The organism is Bradyrhizobium guangxiense (genome assembly GCF_004114915.1).
Classification (GTDB): domain Bacteria; phylum Pseudomonadota; class Alphaproteobacteria; order Rhizobiales; family Xanthobacteraceae; genus Bradyrhizobium; species Bradyrhizobium guangxiense.
Genome location: NZ_CP022219.1, coordinates 5,200,071 through 5,221,282, shown reverse-complemented (window position 1 = coordinate 5,221,282; position 21,212 = coordinate 5,200,071). Strand labels below are relative to the sequence as shown.

The window sequence follows — 21,212 nt, the reverse complement described above, 5'->3', positions numbered from 1 at the left end:
GTGATTGAGCCCTGGCGTCAGATCATCGATGAACGAGAACGCCTTCTTCTCGAAGAGGAGTTGAGGAGGGAGATCGGTGATCGGCACCCGCTTGCCGGTTTGGAGATCAAGGTGGATGCCAGGCGAGATGACCGTGACGACGTTCTTGTCTCACTGGACGATGGAAGAGTGGCCGAAGTTCACTTGACGTGGTCCGGCAAGAAGGAGGCTCATCCAAGCTGGCCCGCAACAATCATTCTCGAATCGATGGAAGAATGGCGGACAAAAGCTGAAAGCGATTTAGCGTAGCCCGCGGACCAGCCAAGAAGCAAGGAGCCGTAGGGTGGGTTAGCGTCAGCGTAACCCACCACTTCTGTCGACGGGGAAACGAAAGAGGTGGATTATGCTGACGCTAACCCACCCTACGAACTTCGCTGTGCTCGCAATGACGACGGGAAGGCAGGCGCGTGCCACACTCTCGCTGTCATCGCCCGGCTTTGACCGGGCGATCCAGTATTCCAGAGGCAGTTGTGATTGAGCTTGGAAGCCGCGGCGTACTAGATTCCCCGCCTTCGCGGGGAAATGACACCAATGTTTGAAGCGACAGCGGGGCGCTATCGCGCGCGAACCCGAGGCTCACACTTCCCGTCGGCTCAAGAAAGCCAGCCGCTCGAACAGATGCACGTCCTGCTCGTTCTTGAGGAGCGCACCGTGCAGCGGCGGGATCAGTTTTCGCGGATCCCGTTCCCTCAATTGCTCGACGCTCATGTCCTCGTTGAGCAGCAGCTTGAGCCAGTCGAGCAGCTCCGAGGTCGAGGGTTTCTTCTTCAGGCCGGGGACCTCGCGCACCTCGAAGAAGATGCGCAGCGCCTCCTCGACCAGGCGCTTCTTGATGCCGGGGAAGTGGACGTCGACGATGCGGCCCATCGTGTCGGCGTCGGGGAACTTGATGTAGTGGAAGAAGCAGCGGCGGAGAAAAGCGTCCGGCAGCTCCTTCTCGTTGTTGGAGGTGATCATCATGATCGGGCGCTGCTTCGCCTTGATCGTCTCGCCGGTCTCGTAGACATGGAATTCCATGCGATCGAGCTCGAGCAGCAAATCGTTCGGGAATTCGATATCGGCCTTGTCGATCTCGTCGATCAAGAGCACCGGGCGCTGCTCGGCGGTGAAGGCCTCCCACAGCTTGCCGCGCTTGATGTAGTTCTTGATGTCGGAGACCCTGGCATCGCCGAGCTGGCTGTCGCGCAGGCGCGACACCGCGTCGTATTCGTAGAGGCCCTGCTGCGCCTTGGTGGTGGACTTGATGTGCCAGGTCAGAAGCGGCGCGTTCAGCGCCTTCGCCACTTCCTCCGCCAGCACCGTCTTGCCGGTGCCGGGCTCGCCCTTCACCAAGAGCGGGCGTTCCAGCACGATCGAGGCATTGACGGCGACCTTGAGATCGTCGGTCGCAACATAGTCCTTGGTGCCAGTAAATTTCATTGCGTGTCCTCAAATATCATCGGCGCGGCGCCGGCCCCGGTCGCGACTGGGAACGGCCGCGCAGGGCGGCCGTTCCTGGTTCGGTCAGGCTTTCAGACCCGTCTTATCAGCGAAAGGATGACGAGCACAATCACCGCGCCGATGGTGGCGTCCACGATGGCCCCTAACGTGCCGGTGGCGAGCGCAATATGCAGCTGCGGCAGCACCCAGCTCGCGACCAGCGCGCCGATGATGCCGACGACGATGTTGCCGATCAGTCCAAATCCCGCCCCGTGGACAATCTTGCCGGCAAGCCAGCCGGCGATCGCGCCGATGATGAGCGCTGCGAGAATTCCCATTGCAAACGTCCCCAAAACAGCCCCTTGAGGCCCCCAATTCTAGAGCAAAATGCTTGCCGGTCCAGCGTCCTGCGGCGGCCTCCGCCCCTTGACGTCGGCCACCTGACGGGCAATCTGTCACCCATGTTCCTGCAATTCTTCACCTCTCTGCGCGACGCGCAGGTCCCCGTGACGCTGCGCGAATACCTCACGCTGATGGAGGCGCTCGACGCTGACCTTGCGGACTACACGGTCGAGAATTTCTACTATCTGTCGCGCGCCTCGCTGGTGAAGGACGAGCGCAATCTCGACAAGTTCGACCGCGTCTTTGGCACTGTCTTCAAGGGGCTGGAAAACCTGCTCGACGCCATGGAGAAGGCGGAGATCCCCGAGGAGTGGCTGAAGAAGCTCGCCGAAAAATACCTGACCGAGGAAGAGAAGAAGCAGATCGAGGCCATGGGCTGGGACAAGCTCATGGAGACCCTGAAGAAGCGCCTCGAGGAGCAGAAGGGCCGGCACCAGGGCGGCTCGAAATGGATCGGCACCGCCGGCACTTCGCCGTTCGGCGCCCACGGTTACAACCCCGAGGGCGTCCGCATCGGCCAGGAGAAGAACCGCAACAACCGCGCCGTGAAGGTGTGGGACAAGCGCGAGTTCAAAGACCTCGACGGCAATGTCGAGCTCGGTATCCGCAACATCAAGGTCGCGCTGCGACGCCTGCGCAAATTCGCGCGCACCGGCGCGCCCGACGAGCTCGATCTCGACACCACCATCCGCGAGACCGCCAACCACGGCTATCTCGACGTGCACATGCGCCCCGAGCGGCGCAATGCGGTGAAGCTGCTGGTGTTCTTCGACATCGGCGGCTCGATGGATGCGCATATCGAGCAGGTCGAGGAGCTGTTCTCGGCGGCCAAGAGCGAATTCAAGCACATGGAGTATTTCTACTTCCACAACTGCCTCTATGAGGGCGTGTGGAAGCAGAACAAGCGCCGCTTCACCGACCGCACCCCGACCTGGGACGTGCTGCACAAATACCCGCACGACTACAAGGTCGTGTTCGTCGGCGACGCCTCGATGTCGCCTTACGAGATCATGGTGCCCGGCGGCTCGGTCGAGCACGTCAACGAGGAGCCCGGCTCGGTCTGGCTCGACCGCATCATCCGCACCTATCCGCACGCGGTGTGGCTGAACCCGGTGCAGCAGAAGCATTGGGACTATTCGGAATCCACCACCATCATCAAACGCATCTTCGCCAATCGCATGTACCCGATCACGATCGAAGGGCTGGAAGGCGCGATGAAGGAATTGACGCACTAGCGCTATCCACCGTCATTCCGGACGGCCGCAAGGCGGCCGATCCGGAATCTCGAGATGGAGTGTGACGATCGAGGTTCCGGGTTCGATGCTTCGCATCGCCCCGGAACGACGGAAGAGAAGAAGGGAAGACCCATGCCCCAGACCATCACCCGCGGCATCAAGGCGCTGATCGACGAGGCCAATGCCGAGATCGAGACGCTCACCGCCAAGGACGCGATCGAGATCTCCAAGAACGGCGATGTCGTCATCGTCGACATCCGCGATCCCCGCGAGATCGAGCGGGACGGCCGCATCCCAGGCGCCTTCGCCTGCACCCGCGGCATGCTGGAGTTCTGGATCGATCCGCAGAGCCCCTACGCCAAGCCGATCTTCCAGGAGGACAAGAAGTTCGTCTTTCACTGCGCCGGCGGCCTGCGCTCCGCGCTCGCTGCCAAGACCGCGCAGGACATGGGTCTCAAGCCGGTCGCCCACATCGCCGGCGGCTACGCCGCCTGGCGCGACGCCGGTGGTCCGACGGAGCAGTGGGAGCCGAAGAAGAAGGGGTGAGAAGTCTCGCTCTCTCATCCGTCATTCCGGGGCGCGACGAAGTTGCGAGCCCGGAATCCATTCATCCACCAATTCAGCCGCTCGATGGATTCCGGGTTCGCCCGCCGGGCGCCCCGGAATGACCACCAGGAAAAGACTAATGGCCGCCACCGACCCCCTCGTTTCCACCGAATGGCTCGCCGCCCATATGGGTGATGCCAACGTCAGGATCCTCGATGCAAGCTTCAAGCTGCCGGGCGTGCTGCCGCTGCCGAAGGACGATTATCTCGCCGCGCATCTGCCGGGTGCTGTGTTCTTCGACGTCGATGCGGTGTCGGACCATTCCAACCCGCTGCCGCACATGTATCCGAGCGCCGAGCAGTTCGGCCGCGACGTCGGCAATCTCGGCATCGGTAACAACGACACCGTGGTGCTCTACGATGCCGGCGGCTGGGTCGCCGCGCCGCGTGCGTGGTGGATGTTCCTGGCCTTCGGCCATGGCAATGTGCGCATCCTCAACGGCGGCCTGAAGAAGTGGCGTGCCGAGGGGCGCCCCGTGGAGAGCGGCGAGGTGACGCCGAAGCCGGCGACGTTCAAGGCGAGCTACGATTCAAAACGCGTACGCAGCATGCAGCAGCTCATCACCAACGTCGAAAGCCGCAAGGAGCAGGTGATCGACGCCCGCGCCGCCGATCGCTTCGAGGGCCGTGCGCCCGAGCCGCGCGCGGGCATCCGCTCCGGCCACATCCCCGGCGCCCGCAACGTGCCCTACAATCTGCTGTTCGATGCCGCGACCGGCGAGATGAAGCCGCTCGATGATCTGCGCGCCGCCTTCAGCAATGCCGGCGTCAAGCTAGATGCGCCGATCGTGACCAGCTGCGGCTCCGGCGTCTCCGCTGGCGTGCTGACGCTCGCGCTCTACCGCCTGGGGATCACCGACACCGCGCTCTATGACGGCTCGTGGTCGGAATGGGGCCAGGAGGGCGGCCCGGCTATTGCGACCGGACCGGCGTAAGATCACAGCCCCGATGACCGTCCACTCCCTCGCCCCGCAAGCGGGGAGAGGGAGGAAGGTCACCGCGTGCGCGTCGTCGTCGCGAAAGTCTGCTGCGGCTGCCCGAACGGATCGAGCTGCTGCTGCAACTGCTGAGGCGGCGGACGCCGCACCACGCGGTGCCGTTTCTTGGCCTGCGCCTTGCGCGCCTTGTCGTCCGCCTTGCTGCTGTCCGGCTTGCGATCGGCCTTGGCCTTCACAGGCGCATCCTTCACGGCCGTGGTCGCCGGATCGTTCAGGGCAGCCAGCCTGGCTGCGGCGACATCGAGCGCCGAGGAGGCGAGGGCGGCGGTGGACGCCGGCTCGCCGGCGCTCGCGACAGGGGCAGGCTTCAAGTCAGGCTTGGGGTCGGGAATCGATGCGGTGGTGTCGGCCGGAGTGAGCGTATCGGCGGGTGCCGGGGCAGCCGCTTCCGCCGTGGTCTCGGCCGTGGCGGGCTCGACCGCCGCCACTTCAGCCGGAGGCGGAGCGATGACCTGCGGCTGGACCTCGGCCTCGGTCGTCAGGGCGGCGAGCTGCTCAGGCCCGCTTGCCGGCAAGCCGATGGTCGGTATCTGGTCGCGTACCGACGGCTCGGGCTCGGCGGTCACCTCCGGCTCGGCACGGAGCACCGCGAGCACCGGCTGGGCCGGCTCGGGGGCTTGTGCGAACATCTGCTCCTGCGGGCCGTTCCGCCAGGAGGGGTTGCTGACATACTGCTCATGGCTCGCCCGCAGCAGCGCGGCGGCGCCCAGGCCGAACACCAGGATGGAGGTTGACAGCAAGATCGCGGCAAACAGGAAGCGAAAGCCGGGAAGCATTGACGGATTACGAATTTCCGCCCCGGCGGTGCCAGGGCCCATGAGCCATCTGAACGCGGTGACGGTACTGTTTGCCGCGTTCGCCGCGCGGAGCTCAAAGTGGAGGCGAATCAGGCTGATTCGAACATACCGCAACGATTCTGCCCCGTTCCGTTAAATTCGGAGGCGATGCGTCCGGCAATCCACGGCGCAATGCGATTTCGGCCCCGTGATGCAACGGGGCAACGGTAGTCTTGCGGATCACAAATCGGCAAATCCGGCGCAAATAGGCCGGATATGTCTTGAATGTGCCGCTATCTTCGGCCATCTGGCCGTTAACGGTCCTTATGGGGCCCCGGGGCTATACAAGAGCGATGATGATCAAACATTTTCTGACGATATGCGCTGCCGCAACAGTCGCTGCGGCGGGAACCTCGCTCGTGCAGGCTCAGAGCTATCCGGTCCAGCAGGCCCCCAGCTACGGCGCCCCGGCCGAATATCGGCCCGGCGACCGCACGCCGAATTTCGACGCGCTGGACGATGACGAGGACGCGATGCCGCACGCATCGCTGCCGCCGCCCGGCCCGGCCGACGATCCGCGTTATGGCCGCCCGGCGGGCGCTCCTCCAGTCTATTCGGCCGCTCCGCAGGGTCCGGTGATGTCGCCGGACGATCCGCGCTATGGCCGTCCGGCCGGTGCTCCGCCGGTCTATTCGGCCGCGCCGCCCCAGGGCCCGGTGATGTCGCCCGACGATCCCCGCTATGGCCGCCCCGCCGGTCCGCCGCCGGTGATCTATGCCAACCGTCCGGGCCAGCAGGGACAGGCCGATGACGGCATGCGTCCGCCTGAGGCGGTTGGTGGTCCGGCCGCGACCGGAACGGTCCAGGCTGGGCAGCCGCCGGTCGGAGCCGATGGCCGGCCGATGACGATCGCCTCGCTGCCGCCCGAGGAGCAGCCGGACGCCGCGCCGGCGCAGCTGCCGCCGAACCTGCGCCGCCAGGAGGTCTCGTTCCAGACCAAGGAGCCCGCCGGCACCCTCGTGGTCGATACGCCCAACACCTATCTCTACTACGTGCTCGGAGGCGGCCGTGCGATCCGCTACGGCGTCCGCGTCGGCCGCGACGGCTTCACCTGGACCGGCGTGCAGAAGATCACCCGCAAGGCCGAGTGGCCGGATTGGCATCCGCCGACGGAAATGATCGAGCGCCAGCCCTATCTGCCGCGCTTCATGGCCGGCGGTCCCGGCAATCCGCTCGGTGCCCGCGCGATGTATCTCGGCTCGACCGTCTACCGCATCCACGGCACCAACCAGCCCTCGACCATCGGCAAGTTCGTGTCGTCGGGCTGTATCGGCATGCTGAACGAGGACGTCTCCGACCTGTTCGATCGCGTCAAGGTCGGCACCCGCGTGGTCGTGATGCCCGGCGGCCCACCGCCGGGAACGGCGACCGCGTCCGCTGCGCCCGCAGCCGGTGCTGCTCCCGGTCCAGCTCCAATGTCCGCTCAGGCCGGCCCGGTCCCCGGCACGCAGCCGACCGTGGTGCCGCCGCTGCCCGCACCGGTCACCGTGCGCTAGGCGTCCAAACCCAATTCAGATTGCGTAGGGCGTGCCGAGGGCACGCCCTTTTCGTTTCAGGCCAGCTTGCGCGGCAGCTCGACGCCTTTGGTGAAGGCGTCGATCGCCTCGACCATCTGGCCGTAGTGGATGCGCAGGCCGTCCTGGGTGGCGTAGCCGAGATGCGGCGTCAGCACGAGATTGTCGAGCTTGCGGAAGGGATGCTCGACCGGCAGCGGCTCGACCGAGAACACGTCCAAGCCGGCGCCTGCGATCTTCTTCTGCTGCAACGCCTCGAGCAGCGCCTGCTCGTCCACGATCGGCCCGCGCGCGGTGTTGACGAGGAAAGCCGTCGGCTTCATCCGCGCCAGATCGGCAGCACCGACGAGGCCGCGCGAGCGATCGCTCAGCACCACATGGATGGTGACGATGTCGGACTTGGCGAACAATTCCTCCTTGGTGGCGTAGCCGACGCCGGCAGCCGCGCACTTCTCCGGCGTGAGGTTGGGGCTCCAGGCGATCACGTTCATGCCGAACGCCTTGGCGATCCCGGCCATCTTGCTGCCGAGCTTGCCGAGTCCGACGATGCCGAGCGTCATTCCCTCGATCTCGACGCCGGCAAAGGTCTGCCAGGGCTCGCCGGCATGCATGCGCGCGTTCTCGCGGCCGATGCCGCGGGTCAGCTCCAGGATCAGGCCCATGGTCAGCGGTGCGGTGGGGTCGCGAGAATATTGCGTGCCGCCGAGCGCGACGCCGCGCGCCTTGGCGGCCTCGATGTCGATCGCGGCATTGCGCATGCCTGACGTCAGCAGCAGCTTCAGCTTGGGCAAGCTCTCGAACAGGCTCTTGGGGAATGCGGTGCGCTCGCGCATCGCGCAGATGATCTCGAAGTCGGCCAGCGCGCTCGCTGCGGCCTGTTCGGAGGCGAAGGGATGGCTGAACACGGTGACGTCGACGCGGTCGGACAGTTTCTGCCAGTCGGCGACGTCGAGCGCGAGGTTGAAATAGTCGTCGAGAATTGCACAGCGCAGCCGGCTCATCAGCGTTCATCCATGGCGAGAGGTGGGCGCTGGGCGAAGCGCCGTCGTCGGAACCTAAGCCATGGTTGCGCGCAATCGCGTCAGCGCGCAAGCCGCTTGCGTCTTCAAAAATCCGACAGGTGAGAGGCGCTTTAGAGGTCGCGGGGCTTCAGTCGGAACGGCGCATCCATGCCGTGCTTGGCGCGCCAGGCCGGGCCGGGACCGCGCATGTAGTGCAGTTCGGGCCGATAGGGATTGAAGGCGGTTGCGAAGAAGCGCTTCCAGAAGCCCTTGACCTCCGAGACGAACCCGGAGACGCGGCCGGCTTCTGCCGGAACAGGAAGAGAATGGGTCTCGGTCAGAGCCATGATGCGGCCTCGCTGTGCTCCCGTTCGTTCTGAGCGGGTGGCGCTGTTTCCGCGCGAAACCGAGCTTTCGGCCTGATTTATTAAAAGATGGTTTCAATTGTCCGGATCGGTGGCCGGATGGTGTCCATCCCGTATTCATCCGTGGTGAACGGACGGAAAACGTTGCCCTTTGGGGGCGGGATCGCTACATCGCAGGCGAAGCAAATTTCCTCAAATCGAAGGTTTTCGGGACCGATGGCGCGCCAGTTCATCTATTTCATGCAGGGCCTGACCAAGAGCTACCCGACCCGGAAGGTGCTCGATAACATCCATCTGTCGTTCTATCCGGATGCCAAGATCGGCGTGCTCGGCGTCAACGGCTCGGGCAAGTCGACGCTGCTCAAGATCATGGCCGGCCTCGACAAGGAATATACCGGCGAGGCGTGGGTCGCCGAGGGCGCCCGCGTCGGCTATCTCGAGCAGGAGCCGCAGCTCGATCCGAAGCTCTCGGTACGCGAGAACGTGATGCAGGGCGTGGCCAAGCAGAAGGCGATCCTCGACCGCTACAACGAACTCGCGGTCAATTACTCGGACGAGACCGCCGACGAAATGACCAAGCTGCAGGACGAGATCGAGGCCCAGGGCCTCTGGGATCTCGACAGCAAGGTCGACCAGGCCATGGACGCGCTGCGCTGTCCGCCTGACGATGCCGACGTGACCAAGCTCTCGGGCGGTGAGCGCCGCCGCGTCGCGCTGTGCCGGCTGCTGCTGGACCAGCCCGAGCTGCTGCTGCTGGACGAGCCGACCAACCATCTCGACGCCGAATCCGTGTCGTGGCTGGAAGGGCACCTGCGCAACTATCCCGGCGCGATCCTGATCGTCACCCACGACCGCTACTTCCTCGACAACGTCACCGGCTGGATCCTCGAGCTCGATCGCGGCCGCGGCATTCCCTACGAAGGCAATTATTCGTCCTGGCTGGTGCAGAAGCAGAAGCGCCTGGAGCAGGAGGGGCGCGAGGACGCCGCGCACCAGAAGACGCTCGCCCGCGAGCAGGAATGGGTCGCGTCCTCGCCGAAGGCGCGCCAAGCCAAGTCGAAGGCGCGCTACCAGCGCTATGAGGAGCTGCTCAAGCAGGCGAGCGAGAAGCAGACACAGACCGCGCAGATCATCATTCCCGTTGCCGAGCGGCTCGGCGCCAACGTCGTCGATTTCGACGGCCTCAGCAAAGGCTTTGGCGATCGCCTCTTGATCGACAATCTCACCTTCAAGCTGCCGCCCGGCGGCATCGTCGGCGTGATCGGCCCCAACGGCGCCGGCAAGACGACGTTGTTCAGGATGATCACGGGCCAGGAGAAGCCGGACTCAGGCACGATCACGGTCGGCGAGACCGTGCATCTCGGCTATGTCGACCAGTCGCGCGACGCGCTCGACGGCAAGAAGACCGTATGGGAGGAGATTTCCGGCGGCAACGAATTGATCCTGCTCGGCAAGAAAGAAGTCAATTCGCGCGGCTATTGCTCGGCCTTCAACTTCAAGGGCGCCGACCAGCAGAAGAAGGTCGGCGCGCTCTCCGGCGGTGAACGCAATCGCGTTCATCTCGCCAAGATGCTGAAGTCGGGCGCCAACGTGCTGCTGCTCGACGAGCCGACCAACGATCTCGACGTCGACACGCTGCGCGCGCTCGAAGAGGCGCTGGAGGATTTTGCCGGCTGCGCCGTCATCATCAGCCACGATCGCTGGTTCCTCGACCGTATCGCGACCCACATCCTGGCCTTCGAAGGCGACAGCCACGTCGAATGGTTCGAAGGCAACTTCCAGGACTACGAGAAGGACAAGATGCGCCGGCTCGGCCAGGACAGCATCATTCCGCACCGCGTGAAGTACAAGAAGCTGACGCGGTGATAGCGGCATGATGCGGCGGGCGCTCATCGCTGCGGTGATCGTAGTCACCTGCGGCTGGTCGTCCGCCCGCGCCGCCGACGCCGCCTTCACGCAGTTCATCGCCTCGCTCTGGCCGGAGGCGCAGGCCGAGGGCGTCTCGCGCGCGACGTTCGACGAGCAGACGCGCGGGCTCGAACCCGACTACAAGCTGCCCGACTTGATCCTGCCCGGAAGGCCCGCGACTGGTGCGCCATCGCAGGCCGAGTTCGTGCAGGTGCCGGCCGATTACGTCAAGGAAGCCTCGATCGCGCGGCTTGCGGGCGAGGGGCGGCGCCTGCTGCAGAAATATCGCGCCTCGCTGAGCGAGATCGAAAGGAAGTCGGGCGTGCCTGCGACCGTGATGCTCGCGATCTGGGGCCGCGAGACCGATTACGGCCGCTACGCGCTGCCTTATGATTTGGTTCGCGTGCTGGCGACGCAGGCCTATGTCGGGCGCCGCAAGGATCAGTACCGGACCGAGTTCATCCTCGCGCTGAAGATCCTCGGTGAGGGCGTGGTGACGCGCAAGGACATGCGTTCGTCCTGGGCGGGTGCCACCGGGCTCACGCAATTCCTGCCGTCCGAATATTACAAGCATGGCGTCGATTTCGACGGCGACGGTCGCATCGACATCTGGCATTCGGTGCCGGATGCGCTGGCCTCGGCCGCGCAGCAACTCGTCAACAAGGGTTGGCAGAGCGGCCTGCGCTGGGCCTATGAGGTGCAGGCGCCGGCCAAGGTCGATTGCAGCACCGGCGTGCCCGAGGTGACGAAGCCGATCGGCCAATGGCTGCGCGAAGGCTTTGTGCCGGTGCGTGGCCAGCGCCTGAGCGCGGCGGAGCAGGCGCAGCCGGCGTCGCTGCTCCAGCCGGAGGGCATCTATGGCCCGTCGTTCCTCACCACGAAGAACTACTTCGTCATCAAGGAATACAATTTCTCCGACCTCTACGTGCTGTTCGTCGGCCATCTCAGCGACCGCATGAACAGCCCGCTGCCGTTCGCAACGCCGTGGTCGGCCTCCAAGCAGCTGCGCACGAAAGACGTCGAGAGCATGCAGCGCGGGCTCACCCGCATCGGGCTCTACAAGGACAAGATCGACGGCAAGGCCGGCATGCAGACGCGTGCCGCGCTCGGCGCCTATCAGAAATCGGCAGGCCTCAAGGTTGATTGCTGGCCGAGCGAAGAGGTGCTGCGCTCAATCCAGGCGGCGCGATAGCGCCCGGCCAAAAGAAAAAGCCCGGCCGATGGTTTCGGCCGGGCTTCGATCGCGGCGCCCATGAGCGCCATGCGATCAGATCAGTAGCAAACGCGAACCGGGCGGCTGACCCAGCCGTAACCATCCCAATAGCGCTCACGCCGCCAGTAGCAGGGGGCGGGCGGCGGGGGCTCGGCGACGTAGACGGGACCGCCATAGGCGGGACGGCTCGACGCGATCGCGCCGCCGACGATGGCGCCGCCGATCAGGCCGGCCGCGATGCCGGCGCCGACGCCGTCATGGGCCTTCGCGGACGGAGTGGCGGTCACCAGCGAACCGGCGACTGTCGCAACCGTGAGGGCGGCAACTAAAGTCTTCTTCATGCTCAGGGCTCTCCTGGGAGATGGGTTCCTCTGGTTAGAGGCGCCCGGGTTTCAAAGGTTCACGCACACTCTGATGAAATTGGCCGTTGGGCTAGGAAGCGCGCAAATGGTCAATCCACGGTAAACGCACACGGAGCTGTGACGGGAAAAAGCGGTGTTTTTCGGGCCCCGAGATGAACGGCGCATCCGTAGTGAACCGGTCTAGCTGCAGCCATCACAGCGAGCCGGTTCGCGGCGTCTCAGCCGCAAACTCGGACGCGGCGGACCCGCCAGGCATAGCCGTCCCAGAAGCGCTGCCTCTGCCAGACGCAGCCGCCGCCGTAATAGCCGTCAGCGACATAGCCGGGAGCCGGCGCATAGTAGCGGGGCGGATAATACCCGGGTTCGTAATAATAGCCCGGGCTGGGTCCGTAATAATACGGAGAGGCCAGCGCGCCGCCGACGATGGCTCCGCCGATGATCCCGGCCGCCACGCCGGCCGCAACGCCGCGCTGGGCATGGGCCGGCGTTCCGGCCGCGACGGCCAGGGTGGCGACGGCGGTGACCGCCAGGAGCAACTTCTTCATTGGCTTGACCTTTCGTACCAACACGCAAAAACCCTTTGGGGCAGAGTTCCATACTTCGTTTGAATGATCAATGAACGGCGCCTTTGCCGGGCGCGACCAATTCATGTGGACCGCGGCTCTGCCAGGGAGGCGAGAATGGGTAACGCGATGATCAACGCATTGATCGCTGCCGGGATCGCTTCTGCGATCGGCTATGGCTGGTTCGCCCACCTCCAGAACCGGGGTCGACGATCACGCGCCGGGGCCGGTGGCGACGGTGGCAGCGGCGATACCTATACCGGGTCAAACGACGGCTTCTCGCTGGGAAGCTGGTTTTCCGGCGATAGTTCCGGGAACTCGACCGACGGCGGCAGCTGTTCCAGCGGCGACAGCGGCGGCGGTGGCGGAGATTGTGGTGGTGGAGGCGGCGGCGGCGACTAGATCCGCTCTAATCTTGATCCAGCGCAACGCTGGGTTTCGAAGCCGCCCTAGGCTGTTCGTGGGCCAGTTTGGAATAGCTTCAAATACCGGTTTTTCCTTTTGCATCCGGCCGGACTGTTAAATATCGATGATGGCGCATCACCGAAGGGCCTGCCGCTTCCATGATCGTTTGTTCCTGTAATGTGCTGAGCGATGACGATATCCGCGCCGCCGTCGCCGAGTCCGACGACGCCGTGCGCCATGCCAAGCAGGTCTATGGGTGCCTCGGCTGTAGCGCCGAATGCGGCCGTTGCGCGCGGACGATCAAGACCATCATCGACGAAGCCCTCGGCCCCTGCGCGCAGTCCTGCTGTGCCGGCTGCCCGCACAGCCACCCCGTCGCCGCCAATGACGAGACGGCCGAGCCGGCCCATTTTGCGCTCGCAGCCTGCTGAAATCTTCCGCTGGATCGCCTGAGCTTTTCCCCGGCTGCGCCTCCGCAGCCAGTTGCCCTCATTCGTAAACTGACTTAGAAACATTCTAAATTTGGTTGAGGCCGATTTGGACTGCAAGAGCTGGAGTGAATCATGCAGGGCGACGCAAAAGTCATCGACTATCTGAACAAGGCGCTGCGTCACGAGCTGACTGCGATCAACCAATACTGGCTGCACTACCGATTCCTCGACAATTGGGGCCTCCTCGACATGGCCAAGGTCTGGCGCAAGGAGTCCATCGAGGAGATGGAGCATGCCGACAAGCTCACCGCGCGCATCCTATTCTTTGACGGTTTCCCGAACATGCAAGTGCTCGATCCCCTGCGCATCGGCCAGAACGTCAAGGAAATCATCGAATGCGACCTCGCCGCCGAGATGAGCGCGCGGGCGCTCTATCAGGAAGCGGCCACCTACTGCCATGGCGTCAAGGACTACGTCACGCGTGATCTGTTCGAGAAGCTGATGAGCGACGAGGAGCACCACATCGACTTCCTCGAAACCCAGCTCGACCTGATCGGCCGCATCGGCCTCGAACTCTACACCCAGAAGCATGTCGGCGGGCTCGAGGGCGAGGGCCACTAAGCTCCGGCTGTTACCGCATACTCCCTGTCATCCCCGCGAACGCGGGGATCCATAACCACAGGGAGGAGTGTGGGACGAGCGAGTGACTGCGAGTCTTCGGCAAACCGCTCCCTGTGACTATGGGTCCCGGATCTGCGCTGCGCTTGTCCGGGACGACAGGGTGATTGCCGCGGCGGCTACAGTCCCAGGCCCAATTACAACTGCGTCTTGTAGAGCTCTTCCACGCTCTCCTGGCTGGCCGGCTCGCCGAGGCCGGTCTGGTCGTGGATGACCGTGACGATGCTCGGCATCACCGAGCGCTGCACCTTCTCCGACGACCACAGCTTCGAGCGCATCAACGCCTTGCCGCAGTGAAAATAGACTTCGTTGACGGCAACGTTCAGCACCGCGCGCGGCGGCTTGCCGAATTCCACCATGGATGCGAGCAGATCCGGATCGGCCGACAGCGTGCCGCGTCCGCCGACGCGCAGCGTCTCGTCGATGCCGGGGACGAAGAACAGCAGATGCACGAAGCCGGAGCCTTCGACGACGTTGCGGAAACTGTCGATCCGGTTGTTGCCGGAGCGGTCGGGCATCAATAGCTGGTTGGGACCGGCGACGCGGACGAAGCCGATGCCGCCGCCGCGCGGCGAGGCGTCGACGCTGCCGTCCGCGCCCGATGTCGCGAGCACGCAGAACGGCGACATCTCGATGAACTTCTTCGCATGCGCATCGATCGCGGGACGCGCTTTCGCGATCACGCGCGGGCTCGGCTTGGCATAGATGGTGGCGAGGTCTTCGGCGCAAAGATCGGTCAATGGCGTGCCTCCGCATCGGATTTGCGGCAACCTCCCCGATCGGGCCGCCGCCAGCCAATGGAATCGGTAAAGACACGTTACACGGCGTCCGCCGGCACGAAGCAGCTGATGATGATGGCCCCGCGGTGGTGGACGTACCACACGACCGCCTGGCCGACCGGATTGCCGCGATCACGGATGATGGCGCGCTCGGGCACCTCCATCCATTGCCCTTCGATCGGCACCCAATAGACGCCTGCGCGCACGTCGTAGTCGGTGCGATGGCCGTCGGATATGTCGCAGCAGGGCACGCCGTTCGGCGCGATCACGCTCTTGAACCAGGCGCGGATGTCGGGCGGCACGTGATCATATTGTCCGTTGTCGAACGCGAATGCAGCGCTCGTCAGCGCCGTCATCGCGATCAGCCAAACGCACAGTGCGAGCCTGCGCATGCGATCCTCCGTCGCATTTTCGATTCGTATCGTTGATGCGATTAAGCCCGAGCTGTCAGCGCATTGCATGCTCAAATAATATGCGGCGCGAGAGGCGCCGCATATGATGCATTGCAAAATCAGCGGCGCGCCGATTCAATCATTGACTGGGCATGCTCTCCAGCAATTGCCGCACCTGCTCGCTGTAGAACTTCGCGTTGCCCGTGGTGCCGTGGCCGCGCGTCTCGGTGCTCGCGGGGATCAAATACAGCTTGCCGTTCTTGACCCGCTTCATGGCGGCGTCCGTGATGCCGGTCTCGGGCGGGTTGCGCTCGTCGTCGGCGGAATTGATCAGCAGCAGCGGCGCCTCGATTGCCTCCAGCCTGTCGCTGGCATTGTAGTCGTGCGAGGACTCCCACTGATAGACGAAGTCGTTGGCATCTGCCGTGATCGGCGTCGCCAGCCGGTCGTCGACGATCTTGTCGGCCTTGGCCGCGGTCGGCGCCTGCGATTGATAGGCCAGCGTTCCGCCAATGCTGGCGATGCCGTAGGCGGTGACGGCGTATTTCATCATGCGCGGCTGGCTGGTGTAGTTGCCGCCGTTGTAGTCGGGATCGTTGCGGATGGTGTCGAGCATGATCCGCCGCAGCATCCAGTTGCGCGACGCCATTTCGGTCGGCTGCGAGGCCATCGGGATCAGCGCGTCCATCGCCTTCGGATATTTCTCGCCCCACAGCCAAGTGTGCATGCCGCCCATCGAGTTGCCGATGACGAGCCGCAGATGCCTGACGCCGAGGCCTTCCGTCACCAGGCGATACTGCGCCTCGACCATGTCGTCGTAATTGTATTTCGGGAAGCTCGTCTTCATGCCGTCGGACGGCTTCGACGATTTGCCATGGCCGATATTGTCGGGAATGATGATGTAATATTTGGACGCATCGAGCGGCTGCCCCGCGCCGAACAGTTCGCCGGCAAAGGACGGCCCCAGCATGCTGGCGCCCGAGCCGCCCGTTCCATGCAGCACCAGCACTGGTTGACCTGATGGCTCGCCGAGTGTGGTGTAGTGCAATTTCAATTCCGGCATGGTTTCGCCGGTGTGGAACTTGAAGTCTTTGGCGATCCAGTCGCCTTGCTTGGGAGTGGGGTAGTCGGCAGCCATCGCCGATATCGAAAACGACAGCATGACGGCCGACAGCGCCGTGCAAAGCAGCTTCATGTTTGCCTCCCCATTGCGGCTCGTCGTCAGCGGCCGCGTTGGGGCGGAACTTAGCAGAAGTAGGGGGAAGGTTGTAGGATTTCACCTCGGCCGATCGTCGTTATGAAAACTCGGGAGAGACCGCATGTGCCGCAGCATCAAGACGCTGTTCAACTTCGAGCCGCCGGCGACGGAGGACGAGATCCACGCCAGCGCGCTCCAGTTCGTGCGAAAGCTGTCCGGCTTCAACAAGCCGTCCCAGGCCAATGAGGCCGCCTTCGATCGCGCGGTTGCGGAGGTCTCGGACGCTGCGCGAAAACTCTTGACCTCGCTACACACCCACGCGCCGGCGCGCGATCGCGAGGTCGAGGCGGAAAGGGCCAGGGAGCGCTCGCGGCTGCGCTTCGGTTAGTGGGCTCTGGCAGCTCGTTCCGTGACCTGGCTCACGGTATGGAGCGCCTCACCCTGCAATGATGTCTGCCGGGGTTTTGATAGCCCGGAGCACGACCATGAGCCGCCCCCTTCTTCCTCTCAAAGCAGGTGCCATCGTGTTCACCCTGCTATGGACTGCGTGGATGATGTGGTGGAGCGGCTCGTTCTCGAGCGCAAACGTAATCATCCTGGCCCTGTGCGGCGCGGTGGTCGGCTATCTCTGGTATCGCGCCATGCGCTGGCAGTTCGAGCGCATGGGCATGCTGCGGGGCAAAGACGATTCATCGGCGACGTCCTGAACCGGGACTCAGGAATAGCGTGCTGAGATCTTGGTCAGATGAGCCGGGGCACGAGCAGGCTGCTAATCCCGGTGCTTCTTCTTTTTCTTCTTCTTCCTGTGCTCGTCGCCTTCGCCGGCGTCGATGTCGTCGTCGACCTCATCGGGCTCCTGCACGGCGGCCTCCAGCGCTTCGCGCTCGGCGGCTTCGCGCTCGCGTTGGCGGCGGCGCTCGTCCCAGGCGTCGAACAATTGCTCGAGCCACGGCAGCACCTGCTCGATCGAGGGCAATTGGCCGGCGGGTCCCGGCTCGCCGCGCGGGCCTTGCGGCCCCGCAGGCCCCTGCGGCCCGGCAGCACCCTGCGCGCCGGCTGGCCCTCGCGGGCCCGCTTCGCCCTGTTTGCCTTGCGGACCGGGTTTGCCCTGAGGTCCCGCCTTTCCGATCGGCCCCGGCTTGCCCTGCGGGCCGGGCTTGCCGCGCGCGCCGTCCGGGCCGCGACGGCCCGGGTGTCCCTGCGGACCCGGTCTCCCCGGTTCGCCCTGCCGTCCGCGCGGTCCTTGAGGTCCCTGCCGTCGTCCCTGATCGTCTGCCACGCCGTCGCTCCCTTGACCCGAAGCAAGCTACTTAGCGGCGTTTGACGACAGCAGCAATTCTGCCCCGCATCGTGCCAGGCTTGATCAACATCAATCCGCGGCGCGAGACGCCGTGTCACCGATCGCACGCGGCCACACCCCTTGCGAGGAGCGACCGATGCGCGCGGCGTGGAAAGTCTTTTGCCTGTTCACCGCGGTCCTGGTGGCAGCAATCGGCCTCGCTCACCTGCTGGTGCCGCACATCGTGCCGGTCGCATTCGCCGAGGAGCCGCAACCGTCATGGGCTGTCATGACGGCCTTCTTCCTCCGTGCGATCGAATTGATCGCCGGCTCGGTCGCGATGATCGCGCTCGCGGTCATCGCCGGCGGACTGATCCGCCGGCGCGTGCTGACGCGCTAATCCTGATAGGCGGGCACGTCGATGCCGGAGGCGGCGTAGAGCTTGATCTTGTTGCGCAGCGTGCGCACCGACAGGCCGAGCACGCGCGAGGCGCGGGTGCGGTTGCCGTCGCAGCGCGCGAGCGTCTGGAGCACGAGCTCGCGCTCGACCTCGTCGACAGTGGCGCCAATCAGAAGCGGAACGATCTGGTGAGGGGCAAGAAATTGTGCGTCCGGCCCGGACGCAGCGACATGAACAGTGGTCATCAACACACTCCCCGATCAACGCCCGCTTCCATCGTTGGAAGCGGATCGAGAACAAACGACCCCCAAGCCGTAGATCTACGGTGGGCGGGTTTGGTTAATGAAGGGTTAATTGCGGGGCGCCGCACCAGATGACCTCAGGAATGCCGCGAAGCCGCCGCGTTTGGCGCGAGATGCATCGTGATGCGGGACTATCTCGCTCCCTCACACAGTCCGATAGCCGCCGTCCACCATCACGATCGTTCCCGTGACATAGGCCGATAGATCCGACGCGAGGAAGATCGCGGGTCCGACGATGTCCTCGGGCTTGCCGGTGCGCGCCAGCGGCGTGTGGTCGACGAAGGCCTGCACCAGCGCCGGATTGGTCGCGCGCACATTGGCGTTGATGTTGGTCTCGATGAAGCCCGGCCCGATCGCGTTGACGCGCACGCCTTCCTTGCCGAGCTCCACTGCGAGCGCCTTGGTGAAACCGAGCACGCCGTGCTTCGAGGTCGTATAGGCCGCCGAGCTCGGCGTGCGCAGATGCACGAAGGACTGGATCGAGCCGATATTGACGATGCGGCCTTTGCTCGCGCGCAAGGGAGCGAGGAAGGCCTGCGTCATGTTGAAGACGCCGTTGAGGTTGAGCGAGATGATGTCGTTCCAATCCTTCGCCACCGTCTCGGTCTCCGCGGTGAAGGCGTTGCGGCGGGGGATGCCGGCATTGTTGACGAGGATCGAGACCTGCCCAACCTTGTCTTCGACCTGCTTTGCGAGCGCGAAGCAATCCTCGCGCCGGGTCACGTCGAGCGCAAAGCTCTCGGCCCCGCCGCCCGATGCCCGGATCTCGCGGGCGGCCTCCGCGGCGGTCTCGGCGTTGACGTCGAGCAGCACGACCTGCGCGCCTTCCCGCGCATAGCCGGCGGCGATCGCGCGGCCGATGCCGGAACCGGCCCCGGTGATGACGGCGATGTGGTTTGCGAGCAATGCCATGAGATTTTCCTCCCGATTTTTTTTCGAAGTTTCACGAAACGCTAACTCGAAATTAAGGGGTCGGAAACGGCAGGCTTGGCATACTGATCTTGATTGCTAAACGTTACGCGCATGATGGAACGGCTCGACTCCTGGAAACCAGCCCTTGAACGCCTGCGGTCGGCGCAATCGGCCGATTGGGCCGAGGCGGGCCGGCTCGTGGCCGAGATCGCGCGGATGAGCCCGGATGTCACGCTGCGCCAGGCTGCCGAGCAGGCGCTTCCGGTGCTGCGACAGGCGGTCGACAATGACGATCGCGGCGTCGCGCTGGCGGCGCAGCGCCGTCTCGGCGTGGTGCTCGATGTGGTCCACGACCTGACCGCGCCGCGCTTCGGTCGCCGCAACGCCATGCCGAAACAGTTGTCCAGCGAGGATCGCGCCCGCAAGATGCTCGGCCTGCCGCTTGCGGTGCAGCTCACCTGCGAGGACATCAACCAGGCCTATCGCCGCGCGGCCAAGGGCATGCATCCCGACCAGGGCGGCAGCGCCCAAGCCTTCATCGACCTCGCCGCCGCGCGCGACGTCCTGATCCATCCCGGCGCGCACAAGGACGCGTGAGAGTTTCAGGCCCCCGAAAAGCAGCCGGGCAAGGATGCGGGATCCTTGCCCGGTTGTTCGCCCGCCGATCGAAATCCTACCAGCTGCAGTGACCGTTCTTCAGTGCGGCATCCTTCATCGCGAGTGCGTCGATGAAGGTCGGCACGGTGGCGCTGGCGCGATGATAGCCGGCCGGCCACGGCGTCGTCGGGATGCTCTCGTCCCAGATCTGGCAGAAGCCGGTGTCCTGCCAGCGGATCAGGTGATAGCTGGCCTCCGCAGGGCTCGCGGCGACGAACGCGGTGACGGCAAGACCGGCGGCAGCGCACAGCACGGAAATACGACGCATGATCGGCTCCTCAAATTGAATGATGTGATGCGCCTCCCGGCAATGACGGGGAGGACTGGTGCCGGACGCTTTTCGCGATACGCCGCGGACAAGATGTGAGTAGTTCCGTGCGCTGCCGAGGTTCAAACAGCGCGCGGGCAGTGGCCGGATTTCAGCCGCACAAGGTGGGGCCTGCAAAAAAGAAGAGGGCGGACCGCTCGCGCGATCCGCCCTCGAAATCCGCTTCTGTCGCGAAAAGCCTACAGCGTGCAGCGGCGCTCGGCGCGCATCTTGATCTGCAGGTCGGACGCCTCTTGGAAGGTCGGGACCGGCTTGCTGACCACCTTGTAGGTCGACACCCCGATCTGGAACGGCTTTTACTGCAGGTTCTCGTTCCAGACCTGGCAGATGCCGGTGTTGTCCCAGCGGATCACGTAATAGCCGACCTTGGCCAAGGCCGGCACGGCGAAGACGGAGGTGGCGATGCCGGCAACGGCACAAAGCGCGAGAACGCGACGCATGTCATATCTCCTGATGGGACGAAAGGAATGGAAAAATTCGTGCGGGAAAAGCAGGTCCTTGGCAAGTCCTTGGCAAGCCGGGGAGCCGCCTTTCACGGACATGTCAGCTGTTCCCCATGCATTTGGTTTGGCCGCGTGCCCGACAAGCCACAGCCGCGGCGGCTCACCTCGCCAGCGACGCCACCGCCTCGATCTCGATCAGCATTTTCGGATCGGGCAGGGCCTGCACCACGCAAGTGGTGCGCGCAGGATAAGGCGGCGGGCCGAAGGCGCCGGCATAGAGCGCATTCATGGCGGCGACATCGGAGGCGCGGGTCAGCAGCACGTTGACCTTGGCGAGGTCACTGATACCGGCGCCGGCCTCGCCCAGCACGCGCTTGATGTTGACGACGACATTGGCGAACTGCGCCTCGAAGCCATCGGGCAGCGCGCCATTGGCATCGAAGCCGGGAATGCCGGAGACGAACAGGAGATCACCGACGCGCGTCGCAAAGGACAGCGGCGGCGCCTTGACGTGCGGTGGGGGCGCGAAGTGCTGGATCGGCATGGGA

The 21,212-nt window shown here is 64.6% G+C and carries 29 protein-coding genes and 1 pseudogene; 14 read left to right on the top strand and 16 right to left on the bottom strand.

The genetic code is table 11. The features are described from left to right. Positions 1-288 carry a hypothetical protein gene (locus X268_RS25000; RefSeq protein ID WP_128927391.1) on the top strand — a complete coding sequence of 96 codons (288 nt, stop codon included), beginning with the start codon at positions 1-3 and terminating at the stop codon, positions 286-288. Between the two features lie 327 nt (positions 289-615). On the opposite strand, the gene X268_RS24995 is transcribed toward X268_RS25000, so the two are convergent. Beyond that, entirely contained in the window at positions 616-1,458 is an 843-nt protein-coding gene (locus tag X268_RS24995; RefSeq protein WP_018641030.1) for an AAA family ATPase, read from the bottom strand. Positions 1,459-1,550: 92 nt separating this feature from the next. Continuing rightward, positions 1,551-1,796 carry a GlsB/YeaQ/YmgE family stress response membrane protein gene (locus X268_RS24990; protein WP_128927390.1) on the bottom strand — a complete coding sequence of 82 codons (246 nt, stop codon included), beginning with the start codon at positions 1,794-1,796 and terminating at the stop codon, positions 1,551-1,553. Between the two features lie 123 nt (positions 1,797-1,919). Here X268_RS24990 and X268_RS24985 point away from each other — a divergent pair, with 123 nt between their 5' ends. The 3 genes from X268_RS24985 (at position 1,920) to sseA (ending at position 4,635) form a co-directional block, all read left to right on the top strand. Beyond that, on the top strand, positions 1,920-3,095 hold the full coding sequence (locus X268_RS24985) for a vWA domain-containing protein (RefSeq protein ID WP_128927389.1): 1,176 nt from the start codon (positions 1,920-1,922) through the stop codon (positions 3,093-3,095). Positions 3,096-3,227: 132 nt separating this feature from the next. Beyond that, a complete protein-coding gene (locus tag X268_RS24980) occupies positions 3,228-3,641 on the top strand; it encodes a rhodanese-like domain-containing protein (RefSeq protein ID WP_018641027.1) in 414 nt (137 codons plus the stop codon). Between the two features lie 139 nt (positions 3,642-3,780). After that, positions 3,781-4,635 carry a 3-mercaptopyruvate sulfurtransferase gene (gene sseA, locus X268_RS24975; protein WP_128927388.1) on the top strand — a complete coding sequence of 285 codons (855 nt, stop codon included), beginning with the start codon at positions 3,781-3,783 and terminating at the stop codon, positions 4,633-4,635. Between the two features lie 59 nt (positions 4,636-4,694). Here the strand turns inward: sseA and X268_RS24970 are convergent, their stop codons facing one another. Beyond that, complete coding sequence (locus tag X268_RS24970) at positions 4,695-5,474, bottom strand: hypothetical protein (protein ID WP_245477643.1); 780 nt, start codon at positions 5,472-5,474, stop codon at positions 4,695-4,697. Between the two features lie 356 nt (positions 5,475-5,830). Between X268_RS24970 and X268_RS24965 the strand changes: the two genes are divergently transcribed. After that, a complete protein-coding gene (locus tag X268_RS24965; RefSeq protein ID WP_164937926.1) occupies positions 5,831-7,030 on the top strand; it encodes a L,D-transpeptidase family protein in 1,200 nt (399 codons plus the stop codon). A gap of 56 nt (positions 7,031-7,086) precedes the next feature. Here X268_RS24965 and X268_RS24960 read toward each other — a convergent pair whose 3' ends face one another. Both X268_RS24960 and X268_RS24955 read right to left on the bottom strand, forming a co-directional pair. Then, positions 7,087-8,049, bottom strand: coding sequence for a D-2-hydroxyacid dehydrogenase family protein (locus tag X268_RS24960; RefSeq protein ID WP_128927385.1), 963 nt, complete (start codon positions 8,047-8,049; stop codon positions 7,087-7,089). 131 nt (positions 8,050-8,180) lie between these two features. Beyond that, positions 8,181-8,396: a hypothetical protein gene (locus X268_RS24955; protein ID WP_128927384.1), complete on the bottom strand. Its 216-nt coding sequence runs from the start codon at positions 8,394-8,396 to the stop codon at positions 8,181-8,183. 234 nt (positions 8,397-8,630) lie between these two features. Here X268_RS24955 and ettA point away from each other — a divergent pair, with 234 nt between their 5' ends. Beyond that, positions 8,631-10,280: an energy-dependent translational throttle protein EttA gene (ettA, locus tag X268_RS24950; RefSeq protein WP_128927383.1), complete on the top strand. Its 1,650-nt coding sequence runs from the start codon at positions 8,631-8,633 to the stop codon at positions 10,278-10,280. A gap of 7 nt (positions 10,281-10,287) precedes the next feature. Next, positions 10,288-11,514 (top strand): lytic murein transglycosylase, encoded by a 1,227-nt coding sequence (locus tag X268_RS24945; protein WP_128927382.1) that lies wholly within the window; start codon positions 10,288-10,290, stop codon positions 11,512-11,514. 80 nt (positions 11,515-11,594) lie between these two features. Here the strand turns inward: X268_RS24945 and X268_RS24940 are convergent, their stop codons facing one another. Both X268_RS24940 and X268_RS24935 read right to left on the bottom strand, forming a co-directional pair. Beyond that, positions 11,595-11,876 carry a hypothetical protein gene (locus tag X268_RS24940; protein WP_128927381.1) on the bottom strand — a complete coding sequence of 94 codons (282 nt, stop codon included), beginning with the start codon at positions 11,874-11,876 and terminating at the stop codon, positions 11,595-11,597. A 239-nt stretch (positions 11,877-12,115) separates the two neighbouring features. Next, positions 12,116-12,442, bottom strand: a complete 327-nt coding sequence (locus tag X268_RS24935) for a hypothetical protein (protein WP_128927380.1) — start codon at positions 12,440-12,442, stop codon at positions 12,116-12,118. A gap of 135 nt (positions 12,443-12,577) precedes the next feature. Here X268_RS24935 and X268_RS24930 point away from each other — a divergent pair, with 135 nt between their 5' ends. From X268_RS24930 to bfr, 3 genes are all read left to right on the top strand, one after another. Beyond that, positions 12,578-12,862 (top strand): hypothetical protein, encoded by a 285-nt coding sequence (locus X268_RS24930; RefSeq protein WP_128927379.1) that lies wholly within the window; start codon positions 12,578-12,580, stop codon positions 12,860-12,862. A gap of 161 nt (positions 12,863-13,023) precedes the next feature. Next, positions 13,024-13,296: a (2Fe-2S)-binding protein gene (locus X268_RS24925; protein WP_128927378.1), complete on the top strand. Its 273-nt coding sequence runs from the start codon at positions 13,024-13,026 to the stop codon at positions 13,294-13,296. 132 nt (positions 13,297-13,428) lie between these two features. After that, a complete protein-coding gene (bfr, locus tag X268_RS24920; RefSeq protein ID WP_011089420.1) occupies positions 13,429-13,917 on the top strand; it encodes a bacterioferritin in 489 nt (162 codons plus the stop codon). A 194-nt stretch (positions 13,918-14,111) separates the two neighbouring features. Here bfr and X268_RS24915 read toward each other — a convergent pair whose 3' ends face one another. The 3 genes from X268_RS24915 to X268_RS24905 form a co-directional block, all read right to left on the bottom strand. Beyond that, positions 14,112-14,714 (bottom strand): MSMEG_1061 family FMN-dependent PPOX-type flavoprotein, encoded by a 603-nt coding sequence (locus X268_RS24915; protein WP_128927377.1) that lies wholly within the window; start codon positions 14,712-14,714, stop codon positions 14,112-14,114. Positions 14,715-14,791: 77 nt separating this feature from the next. Next, a complete protein-coding gene (locus X268_RS24910) occupies positions 14,792-15,145 on the bottom strand; it encodes a hypothetical protein (protein ID WP_128927376.1) in 354 nt (117 codons plus the stop codon). 139 nt (positions 15,146-15,284) lie between these two features. Next, positions 15,285-16,340 carry an alpha/beta fold hydrolase gene (locus tag X268_RS24905; RefSeq protein WP_128927375.1) on the bottom strand — a complete coding sequence of 352 codons (1,056 nt, stop codon included), beginning with the start codon at positions 16,338-16,340 and terminating at the stop codon, positions 15,285-15,287. A gap of 124 nt (positions 16,341-16,464) precedes the next feature. Between X268_RS24905 and X268_RS24900 the strand changes: the two genes are divergently transcribed. Beyond that, positions 16,465-16,731 carry a DUF2277 domain-containing protein gene (locus tag X268_RS24900; RefSeq protein ID WP_128927374.1) on the top strand — a complete coding sequence of 89 codons (267 nt, stop codon included), beginning with the start codon at positions 16,465-16,467 and terminating at the stop codon, positions 16,729-16,731. A gap of 97 nt (positions 16,732-16,828) precedes the next feature. Further along, positions 16,829-17,050 carry a hypothetical protein gene (locus X268_RS24895; RefSeq protein WP_128927373.1) on the top strand — a complete coding sequence of 74 codons (222 nt, stop codon included), beginning with the start codon at positions 16,829-16,831 and terminating at the stop codon, positions 17,048-17,050. A 62-nt stretch (positions 17,051-17,112) separates the two neighbouring features. On the opposite strand, the gene X268_RS24890 is transcribed toward X268_RS24895, so the two are convergent. Continuing rightward, the gene (locus X268_RS24890) at positions 17,113-17,622 is read right to left on the bottom strand and encodes a collagen-like domain-containing protein (RefSeq protein ID WP_128927372.1); all 510 of its coding nucleotides are present in this window, start codon (positions 17,620-17,622) and stop codon (positions 17,113-17,115) included. Positions 17,623-17,779: 157 nt separating this feature from the next. Here X268_RS24890 and X268_RS24885 point away from each other — a divergent pair, with 157 nt between their 5' ends. Further along, complete coding sequence (locus X268_RS24885; RefSeq protein ID WP_128927371.1) at positions 17,780-18,022, top strand: hypothetical protein; 243 nt, start codon at positions 17,780-17,782, stop codon at positions 18,020-18,022. On the opposite strand, the gene X268_RS24880 is transcribed toward X268_RS24885, so the two are convergent. Together X268_RS24880 and X268_RS24875 are read right to left on the bottom strand one after the other, a co-directional pair. Further along, a complete protein-coding gene (locus tag X268_RS24880) occupies positions 18,019-18,267 on the bottom strand; it encodes a helix-turn-helix domain-containing protein (protein WP_128927370.1) in 249 nt (82 codons plus the stop codon). The two genes, X268_RS24885 and X268_RS24880, sit on opposite strands and share 4 nt — an antisense overlap. Before the next feature lie 201 nt (positions 18,268-18,468). Next, the gene (locus X268_RS24875; protein WP_128927369.1) at positions 18,469-19,236 is read right to left on the bottom strand and encodes an SDR family NAD(P)-dependent oxidoreductase; all 768 of its coding nucleotides are present in this window, start codon (positions 19,234-19,236) and stop codon (positions 18,469-18,471) included. Between the two features lie 111 nt (positions 19,237-19,347). Between X268_RS24875 and X268_RS24870 the strand changes: the two genes are divergently transcribed. After that, entirely contained in the window at positions 19,348-19,833 is a 486-nt protein-coding gene (locus X268_RS24870) for a J domain-containing protein (RefSeq protein WP_128927368.1), read from the top strand. 76 nt (positions 19,834-19,909) lie between these two features. On the opposite strand, the gene X268_RS24865 is transcribed toward X268_RS24870, so the two are convergent. The 3 genes and pseudogenes from X268_RS24865 to X268_RS24855 all read right to left on the bottom strand — a co-directional run bounded on the left by X268_RS24865 (position 19,910) and on the right by X268_RS24855 (position 21,208). Beyond that, positions 19,910-20,161 (bottom strand): hypothetical protein, encoded by a 252-nt coding sequence (locus X268_RS24865; RefSeq protein ID WP_128927367.1) that lies wholly within the window; start codon positions 20,159-20,161, stop codon positions 19,910-19,912. Positions 20,162-20,400: 239 nt separating this feature from the next. Beyond that, a pseudogene (locus X268_RS24860) lies at positions 20,401-20,661 on the bottom strand (hypothetical protein). A gap of 163 nt (positions 20,662-20,824) precedes the next feature. After that, the gene (locus X268_RS24855) at positions 20,825-21,208 is read right to left on the bottom strand and encodes a RidA family protein (RefSeq protein WP_128927366.1); all 384 of its coding nucleotides are present in this window, start codon (positions 21,206-21,208) and stop codon (positions 20,825-20,827) included. Positions 21,209-21,212 lie beyond the last annotated feature (4 nt).